Consider the following 15,141-nt stretch of genomic DNA (forward strand, 5'->3'; position numbering starts at 1 on the left):
CCGCCCCTGCCGTCGGCGCTGCCGACGCTGCGGCCCCGGAGGCCCCCGGCGCGGCCATGACCGCAGCCGAGCCCCGCCCGGAGGCCGAAGGCGGCGAGAGCGCGCCCAAGCCCCGCAGCCGTGGCCGTGGACGCGGCAAGTCCTCCGCCTCCAAGTCCGACGCCAAGCCCGACGGCAACTCCAACGCCAAGTCCGATGACAAGTCCGACGCCAAGTCCGACGGCAAGTCCGACGGGCCGAAGGCTCCCAAGGAGCCCGCCGCCAAGGAGTCGAAGGACGCCAAGGAGCCCGCCGACGGCAAGAAGAAGCGCACCAAGAAGATGTTCATCGGCGTGCTGCCGAACGAGCTTGTGGAGGTTGTGCTCACCGAGGACAACCTGGTGCAGGAATACTACGTGGAGATGCTGCACCAGGCCAAGACCAAGGGCAACATCTACAAGGGCTACATCCACAACATCGACTCCGCCCTGCAGGCCGCGTTCATCAACTACGGGGCCGAGAGAAACGGCTTCCTGCAGATCGACGAGGTGCACCCGGAGTACTACCAGGGTTCCTATCCGCTCAAGAAGGGCGCGCGCTACCCGCTCATCCAGAAGGTGCTCAAGGCCGGGCAGGAGGTGCTTGTCCAGGTCGTGAAGGAGCCCACCGGCAAGAAGGGCGCCTTCGTCACCTGCTACCTGTCCCTGCCGGGACGCTATTTCGTGTACACCCTGGGGCGCGACCAGCAGGGCGTCAGCCGCAAGATCGAGGACGAGAAGGAGCGCGAGCGCCTCAAGTCCTGCATCGACCAGATCGGCCCGCCCGAGGGCGTGGGGCTCATCGTGCGCACGGCGGGCATTGGCCGCGCCAAGACCGAGCTCGTGCGCGACTACAAGGTGCTGCACCGCCTCTGGGGCGAGATCAAGAAGAAGGCCCAGACCGAGAAGGCCCCGGCGCTCGTCTACAAGGAGCTGGACCTGGCCGTGCGCGCAGCGCGCGACTACCTGACCCCGGAGGTCTCCGAGGTCTGGGTGGACGACCCCGACACCTTTGAGCAGATCCGCGACTACGTGGCCCTGGCCTTCCCCAAGAGCCCGAACATGGTCAAGCTCCACGCCGACCACGACAAGACCATGTGGGAGCGCTTCGGCCTGACCAAGCAGGTGGAGCAGATCTACTCCCGCGAGGTCACGCTGCCCTCGGGCGGGCGCCTGGTGTTCGACCACACCGAGGCCCTCACCAGCGTGGACATCAACTCCGGCAAGATCGGCGGGGAGCAGAGCTTCGCCCGCATGGCCCACAAGACCAACACCGAGGCCGCCGAGGAGATCGTCCGCCAGCTCAAGCTGCGCGACATCGGCGGGCAGATCGTCATCGACTTCATCGAGATGAAGGACCCCAAGCACTGCCGCGACGTGGAAAAGGTCGTGAAGCAGGCCATGAAGAACGACCGCGCCCGCACCGACGTCTCCGGCATCTCGCCCTTCGGGCTCATGGAGCTGGTGCGCCAGCGCCTGGGCTCCTCGGCCATCAGCGTGTCCACCGAGCCCTGTCCCTGCTGCGGCGGCACGGGCATCCGCAGGAACCTGGAGTGGCAGTCCCTGCAGGCCATGAAGACCATCCACCGCCTGCTGCGCCGCCCCGGCTGCCCGAACCCGCTCCAGGTGCCCCTGGGCCAGGAGCTGGCCATCTACATGCTGAACAACAAGCGCGAGCTTTTGACCGAGATGGGCGCGCGCCTGGACAACCGCGTGGAGATCGTGGTCAACACCAAGCTGCCGTAGGCCTCACAGCCTGTTCCCCCGCTCCCGGGATCCTCTCCGGGGGCGGCGGGGGGCGGGCGTCAGCAATGGCCTGCAACAGGCCACAACAAGCACGGAAACAGCGCCATGCAGCCCCGGACAACCTCCCCGCTGGCCGAAAACGCCATCCTCATGCACTCCTGCTGCGGGCCGTGCAGCATCACGCCCATCATGCGCCTGCGCGACATGGGCCTTGAGCCCACCATCTTCTTCTACAACCCGAACATCCACCCGCTGCTGGAGTACCTGAAGCGCCGCGAAAGCGTTCTGGCCGTGGCCGCGCGCCTGAATGTTCCGGTGCTCATCGCCGACGAGGCCACCGACCCCGAAAGGCCCGCCCACTCCGGCCCGGCCGCCGCCCACGCCGCCCCATGGCTCACCGCCATGGCCGAGCTGGGCCCGGGCATGGACGACATGAAGCTGCGCTGCCCGCGCTGCTACGACATCCGCCTGGTTGTGGCGGCGGCAAAGGCGCGGAGCCTGGGCTTCGCGCGGTACACCACCTCGCTGCTCTACAGCCGCTACCAGAACCAGAAGGCAATCATCGAGTCCGGCCTGCGCCACAGCGGCCCCGGCCTGGACTTCCTGCCCGAGGACTTCCGCCCCGGCCTGCTGGAGGGCGTGCGCCTGTCCAAGGAGTGGGGCATTTACCGCCAGCAGTATTGCGGCTGCCTATTGAGCGAGTACGACCGCTACAGGCGCCTGCTGGAGCCGGAAGCCGCAGCCGCACAGTCCTAAAGCGCCGCCTGGGCCGCCCGCTTCCACCTTTACCATTCTGGTCGGGAATGGTAATGATTCGCCTGCGCGCATCAATACCTGACACCGAATGAGAAGGCCCCCCGCCCGAGGCTCCATGGATTGCAAGCTTTCCGATCTCATCCCGCGCCATGAGCTGCGTCTCATGGCCGAGGCCTGCCACAAGGCCTGCGGCGTGGCCGTCAGCATCAAGAACGCCGGCGACGACCGCGTGCTCGCTGGCGCCGGCTGGCAGGTCATCTGCGCCGGATATCACCGCATGCACCCCAAGAGCCGCGAGCGCTGCATGCAGAGCCGGTCCTTCGACATCGGGCAGGAGCTGCGGCTGGACGCCAAGGAATACCTCTGCAGAAACGGGCTGCGCCACCTGGCCATCCCCATGCTTGTGGAGGGCCGCCACCTGGGCACCTATTACCTGACCCAGTTCTTCTACGACACCGACGTCAGGGACCGCGAGTATTTCGCCGCCCAGGCCCGGGAGTTCGGCTACGATGTGGACGAGTACCTGGAGGCGCTGCAGGAGGTGCCGGTGCTCACCCGCGAGCGCGCCAAGGAGATCGTGTCGTACATGAGCACCTTCTCCCGGCTCATCGCCGACCTGGCCACCCGCAACCTGCGCCTCAAGGCGGCCCTGGAGGAGAACGAGCGCATCCAGGCCCGCCTGCGGGAATCAAGCGCCCTCACGGAAAGCATCCTGAACGTCATCCCAAGCCCCATCTTCATCAAGGACCGCGCCGGGGTCTACACCGGCTGCAACGACGCCTTCAGCGCCTTTCTGGAGCGGCCAAGGGAGGAGTTCCTCGGCAAGGGCGTGTTCGACCTCTACCCAGAGGTGGAGGCGAAGAAGTATCATGAGATGGACGAGGCCCTCATGGCCTCCGACGGCATCCAGATGTACGACTTCCGCATGACCCGCAAGGACGGCACCGTGCGCGAGGTCATGTTCAGCAAGGCCGCCACCCACGACGCCGAGGGCGAGGTCTCCGGCATCGTCGGGGTGGTCACGGACATCACCGAGCGCAACCAGGCCGCCCGCGCCCTGCGCGAGAGCCAGGAGCGCTACCGCTTCCTGGCCGAAAACTCCGCCGACATCATCTGGCGGCTGGATGCCGACCACCGCTTCGTCTACGCCAGCCCGGCGGACGAGCGCACGCGCGGCTTCCACTACGCCGAAATCCTCGGGCTGACCGTCTGGGACGCCATGCACCCGGACCACGTGGAGCGCATAAAGCGGCACTGCCGCGAGTACGCCGCCTCCATCCAGGGCAAGCCCGAGCCCGCGCCAATGCGCTTGGAGGTGCCGCTTCTGCACAAGAACGGCGGCACCCTCTGGGCCGAGATCCTCTCCACCCCGGTGCGCACGGACGACGGCGCCATCACCGGCTACCACCTCGTGGCCCGCGACATAAGCAAGCGCAAGGCCTACGAGGAGCGGCTCGTGTTCGTGTCCACCCACGACGCGCTCACCGGCCTGTTCAACCGCGCCCATTTCGAGGCCGAATACCGCCGCGCCAGCCAGGGGCGGCTGCTGCCCGTCAGCATCATCATGGCCGACGTGGACGGGCTCAAGACCATCAACGACACGCTGGGCCACGCCGCGGGCGACGACCTCATCAAGAACGCCGCCGACATCCTGCGCATGGCCTTCCGCTCCGGCGACCTGGTGGCGCGCCTGGGCGGCGACGAGTTCGCCGTGCTGCTTCCCGGAGCGGACGAGAACGCCGTGGCCGAATCCGTCAAGCGCATCCACGCCGAGGTCGAAGCCTTCAGGCGGCGCGGGGGCAGCAGCTGCCCGGTGCGCCTGTCCGTGGGCGCTGCCACGGCCGGAACACCTGAAGGCCTGGAATCGCTCCTGCGCGATGCCGACAAGCGCATGTACGAAAACAAGTCCGCGGGCAAGTCCACGCAATCCTGAGAGAAACCGTCGGCATTCTGACCGGCGCCACAGGCCCCAGGCGGCGCGGAAAGCCGCGCATCCCTAGAGCGCCAGGCAATTGCTGCCGCTGGAACAGTATTTGCTATGTCGGTGGCATGGAAACCTCCTGCCGCCTCCAGAAACGCCGCCAGTCCGGCCTCCCGTCCCTTGTGCGCGCCCTCGTGCTGGCCCTGCTCGGGGTGGCGCTGCTCGGCGCCGGAGGCTGCGCCATGCTGCCCTTCGCCCTGGGCACCACGGCCTCCCTGGCAGCCCCGAGGGCCGCCTCGCTGGCCTACAGCGGCGTCAAGCAGGCCTACCAGACGGCTCAGTTGGCGGCGGACGAGCGCGACATGAACACCATCCTGCGCGACAACATGCTCACCATGAAGGCCAAAAGCACGCTGCTGACGGAGCAGAGCGCCTCGGACGTGGACGTCTATGCTTACAACGGCGACATCTTCGCTGTCGGCACCGTGGACAACGAGCAGCAGCGCGACCACGTCATCCGCACCCTGCAGGCCGTCAAGGGCGTCGACGAGGTGAAGGGCGTGCTGCGCATGCGCGACCTCGAAAACCCCTACGCCGGCCTCAAGGACGACTTCCTCGAGAATTCCACGCGCATGGCCCTCAGCCGCTACGTGCTGCACAAGAACGTCGGGGTGGAGATCAGCGCCGTGCAAGGCGAGATCTGCCTCATCGGCGTGGTCGGCACCCATGCCGAAGCCCTCGACCTCATCCAGTACGTGGAGTCCGTGTCCGGAACGCGCGCCCTGTCCCTGCTCGCCATCCGCGACGAGTACGCCACCGGCAAGCGCGAGAACAACCATCGCTACCTGCTTACCCCAAGCCCGGAACACGCCCCAGCGCGCCCGGAACCTGTGCAGCTTGCCGCTGCGGAACCGCAGCATCTGCCCGCCGGCCCGGTCGTGGCCCACAAGGCGCCGACGCACCAGGAAGGCCAGGAGCCCGTGGTCTGGAACAAGGCGCGGCTGCGCCTGGGCGAACGGTTGCATGCCCTGGCCAAGTCGCTGAAAAACCCCACCGCCAAGGCCGAGTTGCTCACCCTGGCCGGGCAGGTCACCACCGACCGCGACCTGTCCATCGCCGACAGGCTGTCCGTGGCCGCCGAACAGGCCACCCACCAGCACGCCCGGCTCAAGATCCAGTCCCTGCTCGCCCAATACTGAGGCTGCGGCCGACCGAAGCCTTTCGGGTCGCGGGCGCCAAGCCCGGCCCGCACCAATGATTGTCACCCAGCCCACGTCCCGCCAAATTCCCGCACGCCTCCTTGACCCACCCGCGCCCTGGGCGTAGCCTTGCTCCCAAACCGCCCCGCCGACATCTGGCCGGGCGCAACCTGCGCACTGCGGCGAGTGGCCGCGGGAGGTAGCGATGCAAGGGGAAAAGGCTGCGTTCATTTGCGTCAAGGATACGCTGGATGGCGCGTATCCGTCGCTGGTGCTGGGCATCAACGCCGCGCGCCTGGGCATGGACACCAAGATCTTCTATTCGTTCATGGGCCTGAACATGGTGCTTACGGGCGGCGCGGACCACGCAAAGTACTTTCCGCCGGGCGTCATGGGCGTTATACCGGGCATGGTCACCCTGGCCACGGGCATGATGAAGAGCAAGATCGACAAGGCCAACATCCCCAGCCTGGGCGAGCTCATGGAGATGGCCCAGGCCGAGGGCGTGGAGCTCATCGCCTGCAAGATGAGCATCGACATGATGGAGATCGACGAGAGCAAGCTGCTGGAAGGGGTCGTGGTCTGGACCGCGGAGGATTTTCTGCGCTACGCCAGGGACTGCAAGATCTGCCTGTTCACCTGACGGGCGCGTGATTGCCCCGGCCCGAAGCCGGTCTGGCCAGCCTTGGGCGCAAAGTCGTTGCCAGGGTGGGCCGGAAAGGATAGCATCGGTTTCCGAGACGCGAGGGCGTCATCCTCCGTGAACCTTTTGCAAAGGAAGGCCCGTGGCAAAGCCGAACTATCAATACGAAAAGCGCTCCAAGGAGCTGGCCAAGAAGAAGAAGAAGGAAGAGAAGCTGCGCCGTAAGCAGGAGAACGCAGGGCGCCCTGTGGAGTATGACGAGTACGGCAACCCCGTCGAGCCCGGCCAGCCCGAGCCTGGACAAGACGAAGCCGCCCCTGCGGAGCCCCAGGCCTAGAGCCCTTGTCTCCGTCTCCGGGGCAGCCTGAAGCGGCTGTCCCCCCCGCCTAGAACGTCACCGACAGGCTGACGGAGCCGAACATTTGCGGGCCTCTCTGGCCGTCGTACTCTTCCGTCCTGTAGACATGGGTGTAGGTGAGCTTTGCCTTGCCAAGCACCAGGCCGACGCCCGCCATGAGGTCCGCCACCAGCGGCTTTTTCGGCACGTGCGGGCTGTGCTCCCAGGTGTTGCCGTCCAGGAAGATGTTGCGCGCCACGGCGCGGCCCTCAGCCCCGGCGAAGAGGTGCACGCCGAAGCTGGTGTCCTGCCGCAGGCGCGGGTCGTCGGGATCCGCTGGCGCGCTGACGCCTCCGCCCGGCTGGATGAGCGAGGTGCCGAAGTCCCAGGGCAGGCGGTAGCCGAGGCGCGTCTCGAACCCGGCGGCGGCGTGCGTCTGCACGTTGCCCACGGTGATGCGGCCGTGGGGCAGCACGTCCACTGCCACGTCGCGGCCCAGGTCCAGCCGCTTCCAGCGCAGCGTGCGCTGCCAGGAGAGCATGAGCCCCGGCTCGTCGTGGATCTGATGGCGCCAGCCCTCGGCCCGGGCAAAGCCCATGAAGGTGTGGTAATTGCTCTGTGTCTCGCCCGCGAGGGCGGAAGGCCCCACCATGCCCAGGCTGGTCTCGAAGCTGTCGAGCTGGGTGGGGGTCTTGGCGTGCAGGGCCAGAGAGAAGTAGGTCCAGCCGGCGTAAGGCCGGTCGTCGGGCTGGGGAGCCTCGGTCTGGGTGTTGGAGGGGGTGTACATGTTCTGGCCAAGCGACAACGCGACGTTGTACTGCTGTCCGGGCTCGTTCACAAAGGGCAGTTCCTTCAGGTAGGCCACGGCGAAGTTCGGCAGGCGCTCGTCCTCGGCGTATCTCTTGAGGTCGCCGGAGATCCAGGTCAGCTTGATGCCATTGGTGTAGCGCTCGTCGGTCCCGGCGAAGAAGTCGTTCTCCTCGGTGAGGATGAGGGTGGACGCTGTTTTGGCGGCGGGCTTGGCCGCCGGGAGGGCCTCCGCGCACCACGCGGGGGTGGCCAGGGCCAGCGCGAGCAGGGCCGCCAGGGCCAGGGCGAAGGTTTTCGGGGAACGGGTGCGCATACCGCTGGCTTGCCCCGGCGTTGGCGCGCTGTCAAGGAATCTCAGCGTTTGAAACGCGGGCGCGGGATTTGCAGTGTCCCGGCGGGAGAGCCTGGCCCGTCAGGGGCGGGCAAATATTTCCTGCGACCCGTACCGCGAGGAGGTCCTCCATGCGTTCGTATCAAGCTATTCCGGTCCTGGTGGCGCTGCTGCTGGCTGCGCTGCTGCTTGCCGCGTGCGGCAGCACGCCCAAGGTAGACCGCGTGGACGTGACCTGGTCCAGCCTGAGCCCCGCGCCCCGCTGGGGGCTGTATCCGGGCTATCGCCAGGAGATAGAGTTCCGGCCGCTGTCGGCCTACACCGTTGACTTCTTCTCCGGCGGCAAGGTGGTCACCGGCGGCACCGTGGGCGACACCGGGGCGAGCCTCGTCTTTGTGGCCTCGGCCGGGGCGCGGGATGTCTCGGCCCAGTCCGAGGGCCCGGGCAAGCTCACCATCACCGTCACCCTGAAGGATGAAAAGGGCGGCACGCACCCCCAGGTCTGCCTCAGGGTGGAGCGCCAGGGCGACAAGATCTGGTTCGAGTTCCCCAAGTAGCCGCGCTTCCCCTCCCTCATATCCGCAAGCCGCTGCCGACCGGGCCGCTTTTGCCCGGCGCACCGGCGTTCGGCAGCCGCCACGCCGACCTCGCCGCATCGAGAAATCTGCGCTGAAATCAGCGCTAGATATTTTTATGACTTTTTTGAGAGAATGTGACAGCTTTGATTATTCACGTGTTTTTAAGCTGGCGCGACACGACGCCGGAGAGTGGCCCTGCCGCTGGCGCATCAGGCTGGTCGGGGTTTGGATCAGGATCGCCGGGGGCGGGCGGTGGCCACCCAGGTCCGGGAAAGAATATCTAGAGTAAGTGCAAGGTGGCGGCGGGCGGGGCTGGCTGGTATATGTTCAACAAAAAAGGGCCGACGGAGTGCTTCCGCCGGCCCATTGCCGTTTCATGGCGCGGGAATCAGTCTAGTTGGCCGGGAGGTACACCAGCTTCTCGTCCAGGTCCGTGGTCCACGGGGCCTTGGAGTTGCGCCAGCCGTCCTTCAGGCGCTTGCCGAAGTCCGGGCTGGCCTTGTCCGCGATCTTGTCGCCCTCGTACCCGTCCACCATGCTGAAAACGTCGGTAAAGCCCGCCGCGATGAGCGTGTTGGCGGCAGCGGCGCTTCGATGGCCAGAGCGGCACATGAGCACGAGGGTGTCCGAAAGCGCGTGGCGGCGCTTCATCTCGCCCACGAACTTCGGGTTCATGGCCAGGGGGTAGGCTTTCTTGGCGGCGTCGAAGATTCCGGTCCAGACCATGGCCGGAATGTTGGCGGCCATGGTGGGGTGGCCAAGGAAGTCATATTCCTCGGGCGTGCGGACGTCCACGATGAAGACCTTGCCGGGCGCCGCGCGCCACATGTCATAGGCTTCCATGGACGTGACGTATTTGCCCAGCCGCGTGTGCTTGCGCTGGTCCTGGGGTGCATCGGCCGCCAGGCACTGGGAGCCGAGGGCGAGGGCCGAGAGGGCGAGGCAGAGCGCGAGGGTGCAGTGGCGGATCGACAGAAGCCTGTTGCGCATGGAGTCCTCCTAGGGGATACGGGGTGATGCCCCGCTTGGCCCGGAGGTAGCAAACTACTTATCCGCTGGCAACAAGGTCTAGGTAATCGTGGGGCTCCGGTGCGCGCAAAGGGCTCAGGCGTTGGCGGCGGCCAGCGCGCGGCGGATGCGGCCAGAGGGGTCGGCGGCGGCCAGGGCGAGGGCAAAGGCCTCGGTTTCGCCCCGGGCCTGGGCGTCGGCGGCGGCCAGCGACAGCTCCGACAGGCCCGCCCCGGGCCGGAACACCCGCAGGTCGCACAGGCCGGTTGCCAGCCCCACGCGCCAGTCGCCGCGCGCCCGCAGGCCCAGCTCCGAGAGCGCGCCCAGGCGCAACGCATCGTTGCCCGGCTCCAGAGCATAGGCCGCGTCCAGGCGGCGCAGCACGTCCACGTCGCCCGGTTCCAGCGCGGTGGCCAGGAACAGGCATTCCATCGCGCTAGCCGGGAGGTGGTGCGCCGGCTCGAAGGAGAAGCCGCCGCGGCGGGGAGGGCTGTCCTGCCGGGGAGAGTCCGGCCCCAGGCGCTCGGCCCAGGCCAGCAGCAGGGCCACGGGGTGCGCGGGGCCGCCCTCCGGGAGCGCGACATCGGCGCGGCGGGCGAAGTGGCTTGCCAGGGCCAGCCCGTGCCCGAGCAGCTCCTGGCCGTCCCCGGTTTGCTCCTGGCGGTGATTTGCCGGGTTTGCCCCAAGGGAGAGGCGCAGCGCTGCCATGGAGCAGGTGAGGGCCAGCGGCAGGCCGAGGCTCGCGGCCTCGCGGCAGCGGGCAAGCAGTTCAATGGTCTCGGCGCGGTGGCCCAGGGCGTTTGCGACGCGCAGCCGCGCGGCCAGCACCAGCTCGTCCGGCTCGCCCGAAGGCAGCGGGACGTCCAGCTCGCGCAGTGCTTGGGCGATGTCGTGGCCGGAAGTGCCGCCCGGCACGAAGCGCCCGGCCTCCAGCAGCCCGGCCTGGGTCAACGCCAGCCAGCGGCGGCTTTGCGAGGCGTCCGCGCCCTGGCGGGTGGCGTTCGCAGCGGCCTCCAGGATGCGCTGGGCGCGGGCCAGGGGCAGGTGGTGGGCCTGGACGCGTTCCCAGGCGGCGCGACCCAGGGCCTCGGCCAGGCGGGGGCGGGCGGCCAGCATCTGCGCTGCGTCGAGCAGCTCCAGGGCGTCGGCGCAGACGATCATCTCCCGCCCAGGCTCGAACAGCGCGGCCTGCTCCTCGCCCAGGTCCTGGGCCAGCACCACGCAGCCGCAGCCCGCGGCCTCGAACAGGCGGAAGTTGACCTCGCCGGTGATGGACTCGTTGGGCGCCAGCCGGGTGGTCCGGTAGAAGGCCAGCATGGCGTGGAAGTCCAGGTCCTCGCAGGCTTCGAAGCCTCCGGGCAGGGCCTCGCGCAGGAGCTCCACCAGCCAGGTGCGGGCGGGCCTGCTGTGGCCCAGGCGGCCCACGAAGCCCGCGACGCGCTGGCGCTCGGCAAAGGGCGTGAAGGGCTCCTGGGGCGCGTACCAGGGCAGGTGGAGGGTCTGCCCGGCCCCCAGGGTGCGCAGGTCGGTCAGCCAGCGTTGCTGGGTGGAGAAGGTCAGGTCGAACAGCCGGGCGTAGGCCGCCTGCCAGAAGGAGTTCAGGTGCGGATCGCGCGCCCAGAACAGGCGTACGCAGTCGAGCTCATGCAGCCCGTGCACGAGCTGCCGCAGTCCCAGGCACTCCTGCTGGAGCACAAGGTCTGGGGCGAAACCGTGGCGCGAGAGCTCCGCGGGGAGGTCGAGCACCGCCCCCGGCTCAGGGGACAGGCACAGCACCTCGCAGCCCAGGGCGCTGAAGGCGTCGCTGAGGGCTGCGTCCACGTGGATCAGGCAGAGGCGTTTGCAGCGGTCCATAGGCGGCATGTACACGACTTCTTTACAAAATACTACGAAAGAAAAAATATGGGTAGTAGGCCTATTCCGATCTGCTGGACGGGTCGATAAGAAGCCAGCGACAGGACTGACCGACCAGTCCCGGCGCTACGGAAACCAGGATAAGGATTCCGTCCAAGTCGGGCGAAAGGGACTTCGCCAAGCACCGGGCGGGGGCGAGAGCGCTCCTGCCGAGGGTATGCGCCCCCGCCCGACCCCGTGCGCTAGGCTCTTGACCGACCTGAGCCAGGCGCACGTAGACCAGACAGTATTCGTTCTTTTTGGGAGAGGAGAGACACCATGACGACGCACGCCCCGCATCGGGATCGGGCTCTTCCCGATCCGCCCGTGGCAGAGGCATCGGTCCGGGAGGCCGAGGATCCTGAGCGCTTGGCCTATTTGGACGGCCTGAAAGTACAGATTCGCCAAGGGGTGTACCAGGCCGATATTCGCGACCTGGCGCGGTCGCTTGCGAGCATGCTTGTTCGCGACCTGTAGCGCCTTTGGCGAGCCCGCGCCCTGAGGCGGGAAGATTTCGCTTGCCAAGAACCTTGCAGTTCGGGTAAACGTCCTTTCTCACGTTGCGCCGAGGTAGCTCAGTTGGTAGAGCAGGGGACTGAAAATCCCCGTGTGGGGAGTTCAATTCTCTCCCTCGGCACCAGAGAAATCAGCCCCTTACGATGCAAGTCGTAAGGGGTTTTTCTTTGTGGTGCCAATGTGTGCAACCACTGTGCAACCTTTGCGCCTGGTGCTTCCCTGTTTGCGCCCTCCTCTGATAACGTGTTGACGAATGGCGGCCCGAAACCATTCAAACAGAGAGGGGGAAATTATGTCTGACGAAGCTAAACAAGCGCTTAAATCTGTTGGGTCCGGCGACGACGCAGGCTGCATCGCTTTCGTCCAGCAAATCGTTGTGGCCTACGCTGGTTCAGCCGGAGCACAACAAGCTTACATCCCGGCACTTTATGCAAACCTTGTGAAGCTCTTTACGAGTGGAGAGGTCCCAAGGTAGCCGAGCCTTCATGGAAGACCTTCTTGGTGCTGCCGGAAGAGCTTCCCAAGCATGCCTCTATGCCCCCCCCCATGCCCTGGCTTCAGCTGGGGGCCTTTGCCTGGGCATAGGGGGGGCCGATGCTTGTCTCCCGCTCCATCTGGTCAGCCCCACGGCGTTCGCGTCGCGATTCATGTACCCGAGGACGTCGGCTAGATCCTTGGACGTGGTTTTCGCCAAAGGGGTTCCGGAGCAAGAACCGTTGGGGGCGAGGGTTTCCTGCAGGGACACGCAGGCCGGGGGCTTATGCTGACTCACTCGGCCTGGAGGCCGCTGTCTGTGGCGATGGGCACCAGCTTACAGCGGAATTAAGGGTGGCCGAAGTCATGGCTCTGGGCCATGCTATCCTGCGAGGCGAGGTGGTCGGTCTTGTGAAGGGTCAAGCGGCTGGGCTGGTGCACATGGCGGGCAAGGGGGGCTTTGATCGCATCCAGTTCATACCGCAGGCCGAACACCTGCTGTGGCATCCCACCTTGAGTTGCACGCCGCGCCGGGCAAACATCAGCGAAAAGTCCTATCTCCGTGACCTGCGCCAAGCGGCAGATGTCACTGGGAAGGAGGAATGCTGCGTGCTCCCGGGCCTCAGGCCAGGGAGGGCGTGAGCTGGCGGCAGAAGCCCTGGGAAATGCATGAGCGATACGGCGTGCCCCCCTGAGGCGCATACCGCGTAATTTCTCGTTGCCAGAAGTTCGGAGATCTGAAGGCGGCGTCAAAAAAACGGAAGCAGGGTGCAGCTCATGAAGAATTAAGAAGCCCTTTGGAGGTGGCTGGCCCGTATCATTTCCAAGACGCAGGACAATTTATTTCAATGTCTTTTGCCGCATCAATGACTATCGGGTCAGGGAACAGGCTTGTTTCGAGGTGTTTGATTTTCACCCGCGCTGTATCCCCTAGGCAAACTTTTCGCATGTGCTCAGATACGCGATTAAATGGAAATACGACTTTTATTGTTTTGTGCGGCATCACCTTTTGGACGGTGTTGATTGCCGGGATTAAGTCACTGTCTGCGGAGAACAAAAGAGCCTTGTCATACTCGTCTTGAAGCGCCATTTTTACAACGTAAATGGCTATATTTACATCTGTTTCCTTTTCTTCAAACGTCTGGTACTTTTGATGGCATGTCGCTTGGCACTTTCTCTCCACGGTCTTGAAATTCCCAAGGATCGGCTCAACACCTGCCCAGCGCAACGCCTTCATATAGGTCTTGTGCTTCTCCATTTTTTCGGTATCCCATTTCGCCAATGCGCTGAAATAAAACACACTAGTTAGATCGTCTACCGTTGGTGCGATAAACTTCATCGCCAGGGACCGATAATCTACCCACTTGAAGCGCTTTAGGCCGTTGCTTTGCAACGAGTGATACATATTAAACCCGTCAACAAATGCGACTACACGCTGCTTTGGCATGACCGCTCCAAAAGAAAAGGCCCTGGTAAGGGCCTTATTTTCAAAAATCCGACTCCACAGGGAGTCGGGGTCCGGTCAGCACAGGCCAGCCGGAGGGGATGTGTGAAAGATATACACAGATCATGCCAGCGTCAAATTTTTCATTGGCAAACAAGGAGACAACGAAAACGCAATTTTCTCTTAGCTATTCGGTGTATTAGCCTGTTGGGCGACCGCGAAAGTTTTCCACATGTTTCCACAGATTTTATCGTTTTGCGCGGGAAACAGCGCAAAATGGCATTCAATTTCGAAGTCCATTTTGCCTGGTCCCAGCGGCAACGTCATTCATCTGCCATTCCTTGGCGTGCCCTGCATGAAAACTGTCCCCCTACTTGATGATGCCCTTGGCCTGCCCCACCTTGAGTAATTTATTCCAATTGGTGGTGTAACGAGGCGAGCGCCGCAGTTGGCGCATGTGCCAGGGGCTGTCCGACGCAGATTGGAAGGCAAAGCGCAGGGCGAGGGCTCTAGGACTCATCACTTTCCCTCTCAGCCGCTGCTCTCTTATTTTCCGCGTCTGCCAACATTTCCGCACCTTCCTTGGTGGTAAGATGACCTAACTTCCTTACCAGCTTGCCGTCATTCCCCAATCCAAATCCTATGATATTACCATTTTCATCCTGAATTTCAATGACGTGAAACATACTCAGTCCACCTCCTATGAGAGCGATATTGCCTCACTATACCTCGTTGTGTCCTCTTTCGTTCAATCTAGCGCTCCAATCACCGCGCGACAGCCGCCAAGGGGTTGTGCCATGGGAGCCCTGTCATACGACTTGACCGTGTTGCTGGCGACCACACCGTACTTGAATGTCATCGAGACGATGCACTGTCCACCTCCCATACCCACGACCTTGGAGCGGTAGGTCCAAACCTTGGCCCCGCTCGTTAACCGAATATGCTCGGTGGGCGCCCCAAGCTTCATGGCGACTTCCTCTTCGGACATGCCCATGATCCTTGTGGATACTTGGTCAACGGTCTTGTCGCCCCCGGCGTTTGTGGCACACCCGAAAGGCCAACAACGAACGCAACCAGTGCTAGGCGGATCATGTTGCTCTGTTCCATCGTTCCCCCATAGCATTGAGATCCCCCCCTCGGCATGCCCCCGCTCGGTGCGGAAGTGCCCGGAAGAATCGGCGGGGTAGGCCTAGCCAAAACAGTATGAGGCCCCGGTGCTGAGCCGGGTTTTCTTCTTTTCCTTATTGCTCAATTGGGGTGGAAAGCGATTTTACCAATTCGTTTGCAGTTGCCAAAGCGGTATTGTGAAGTCTTTTAATGGTCGGTGTGTAGGATGCCATTTGATCTTCGAGCATCTTCTTAACATGCAGAGCATTTTGGCCAAGGACGAATGTCCCCAAGCCAACAGCATACCCCCATTTGTTGACGAGCGAGTTGTTGTGGGAATAGGTGTCAAGAAGCCCTTTTG

General features: G+C 64.5%; 15 protein-coding genes and 1 tRNA gene. 9 read left to right on the forward strand and 7 right to left on the reverse strand.

Features of this window, described 5'->3' with window-relative positions:
- Positions 1-320 precede the first annotated feature (320 nt).
- The 6 genes from RDU24_RS13610 (at position 321) to RDU24_RS13635 (ending at position 6,619) form a co-directional block, all read left to right on the forward strand.
- On the forward strand, positions 321-1,763 hold the full coding sequence (locus RDU24_RS13610) for an Rne/Rng family ribonuclease (RefSeq protein WP_308736351.1): 1,443 nt from the start codon (positions 321-323) through the stop codon (positions 1,761-1,763).
- Positions 1,764-1,868: 105 nt separating this feature from the next.
- The gene (locus RDU24_RS13615; RefSeq protein WP_308736320.1) at positions 1,869-2,519 is read left to right on the forward strand and encodes an epoxyqueuosine reductase QueH; all 651 of its coding nucleotides are present in this window, start codon (positions 1,869-1,871) and stop codon (positions 2,517-2,519) included.
- 115 nt (positions 2,520-2,634) lie between these two features.
- Positions 2,635-4,452: a PAS domain S-box protein gene (locus RDU24_RS13620; RefSeq protein ID WP_308736321.1), complete on the forward strand. Its 1,818-nt coding sequence runs from the start codon at positions 2,635-2,637 to the stop codon at positions 4,450-4,452.
- Positions 4,453-4,568: 116 nt separating this feature from the next.
- Positions 4,569-5,639: a BON domain-containing protein gene (locus RDU24_RS13625; protein ID WP_308736322.1), complete on the forward strand. Its 1,071-nt coding sequence runs from the start codon at positions 4,569-4,571 to the stop codon at positions 5,637-5,639.
- A 205-nt stretch (positions 5,640-5,844) separates the two neighbouring features.
- Positions 5,845-6,282: a DsrE/DsrF/DrsH-like family protein gene (locus tag RDU24_RS13630; RefSeq protein ID WP_308736323.1), complete on the forward strand. Its 438-nt coding sequence runs from the start codon at positions 5,845-5,847 to the stop codon at positions 6,280-6,282.
- 142 nt (positions 6,283-6,424) lie between these two features.
- Entirely contained in the window at positions 6,425-6,619 is a 195-nt protein-coding gene (locus tag RDU24_RS13635; protein ID WP_308736324.1) for a hypothetical protein, read from the forward strand.
- A 49-nt stretch (positions 6,620-6,668) separates the two neighbouring features.
- Here RDU24_RS13635 and RDU24_RS13640 read toward each other — a convergent pair whose 3' ends face one another.
- Positions 6,669-7,742 carry a lipid A deacylase LpxR family protein gene (locus RDU24_RS13640; RefSeq protein ID WP_308736325.1) on the reverse strand — a complete coding sequence of 358 codons (1,074 nt, stop codon included), beginning with the start codon at positions 7,740-7,742 and terminating at the stop codon, positions 6,669-6,671.
- Positions 7,743-7,891: 149 nt separating this feature from the next.
- Here RDU24_RS13640 and RDU24_RS13645 point away from each other — a divergent pair, with 149 nt between their 5' ends.
- Positions 7,892-8,317 (forward strand): hypothetical protein, encoded by a 426-nt coding sequence (locus RDU24_RS13645; protein ID WP_308736326.1) that lies wholly within the window; start codon positions 7,892-7,894, stop codon positions 8,315-8,317.
- Between the two features lie 414 nt (positions 8,318-8,731).
- On the opposite strand, the gene RDU24_RS13650 is transcribed toward RDU24_RS13645, so the two are convergent.
- Positions 8,732-9,328: a rhodanese-like domain-containing protein gene (locus tag RDU24_RS13650; protein WP_308736327.1), complete on the reverse strand. Its 597-nt coding sequence runs from the start codon at positions 9,326-9,328 to the stop codon at positions 8,732-8,734.
- 114 nt (positions 9,329-9,442) lie between these two features.
- Positions 9,443-11,209, reverse strand: coding sequence for a glycosyltransferase (locus tag RDU24_RS13655; RefSeq protein WP_308736328.1), 1,767 nt, complete (start codon positions 11,207-11,209; stop codon positions 9,443-9,445).
- A gap of 309 nt (positions 11,210-11,518) precedes the next feature.
- Between RDU24_RS13655 and RDU24_RS13660 the strand changes: the two genes are divergently transcribed.
- Positions 11,519-11,716 (forward strand): hypothetical protein, encoded by a 198-nt coding sequence (locus tag RDU24_RS13660; protein ID WP_308736329.1) that lies wholly within the window; start codon positions 11,519-11,521, stop codon positions 11,714-11,716.
- 87 nt (positions 11,717-11,803) lie between these two features.
- Positions 11,804-11,879 (forward strand) — tRNA-Phe (locus RDU24_RS13665).
- Positions 11,880-13,046: 1,167 nt separating this feature from the next.
- Here RDU24_RS13665 and RDU24_RS13670 read toward each other — a convergent pair.
- The 4 genes from RDU24_RS13670 to RDU24_RS13680 all read right to left on the reverse strand — a co-directional run.
- Positions 13,047-13,676, reverse strand: a complete 630-nt coding sequence (locus RDU24_RS13670) for an NYN domain-containing protein (protein WP_308736330.1) — start codon at positions 13,674-13,676, stop codon at positions 13,047-13,049.
- A gap of 367 nt (positions 13,677-14,043) precedes the next feature.
- Positions 14,044-14,193: a DUF4113 domain-containing protein gene (locus RDU24_RS16040; RefSeq protein ID WP_374989779.1), complete on the reverse strand. Its 150-nt coding sequence runs from the start codon at positions 14,191-14,193 to the stop codon at positions 14,044-14,046.
- On the reverse strand, positions 14,183-14,359 hold the full coding sequence (locus RDU24_RS13675; RefSeq protein WP_308736331.1) for a hypothetical protein: 177 nt from the start codon (positions 14,357-14,359) through the stop codon (positions 14,183-14,185). The genes RDU24_RS16040 and RDU24_RS13675 overlap by 11 nt, the downstream gene beginning before the upstream one ends.
- Positions 14,360-14,914: 555 nt before the next feature.
- Positions 14,915-15,141 (reverse strand): hypothetical protein (locus RDU24_RS13680; RefSeq protein ID WP_308736332.1); only part of this gene is annotated, 227 nt, incomplete at its 5' end.

The organism is Humidesulfovibrio sp. (assembly GCF_031082295.1).
GTDB lineage: Bacteria > Desulfobacterota > Desulfovibrionia > Desulfovibrionales > Desulfovibrionaceae > Humidesulfovibrio.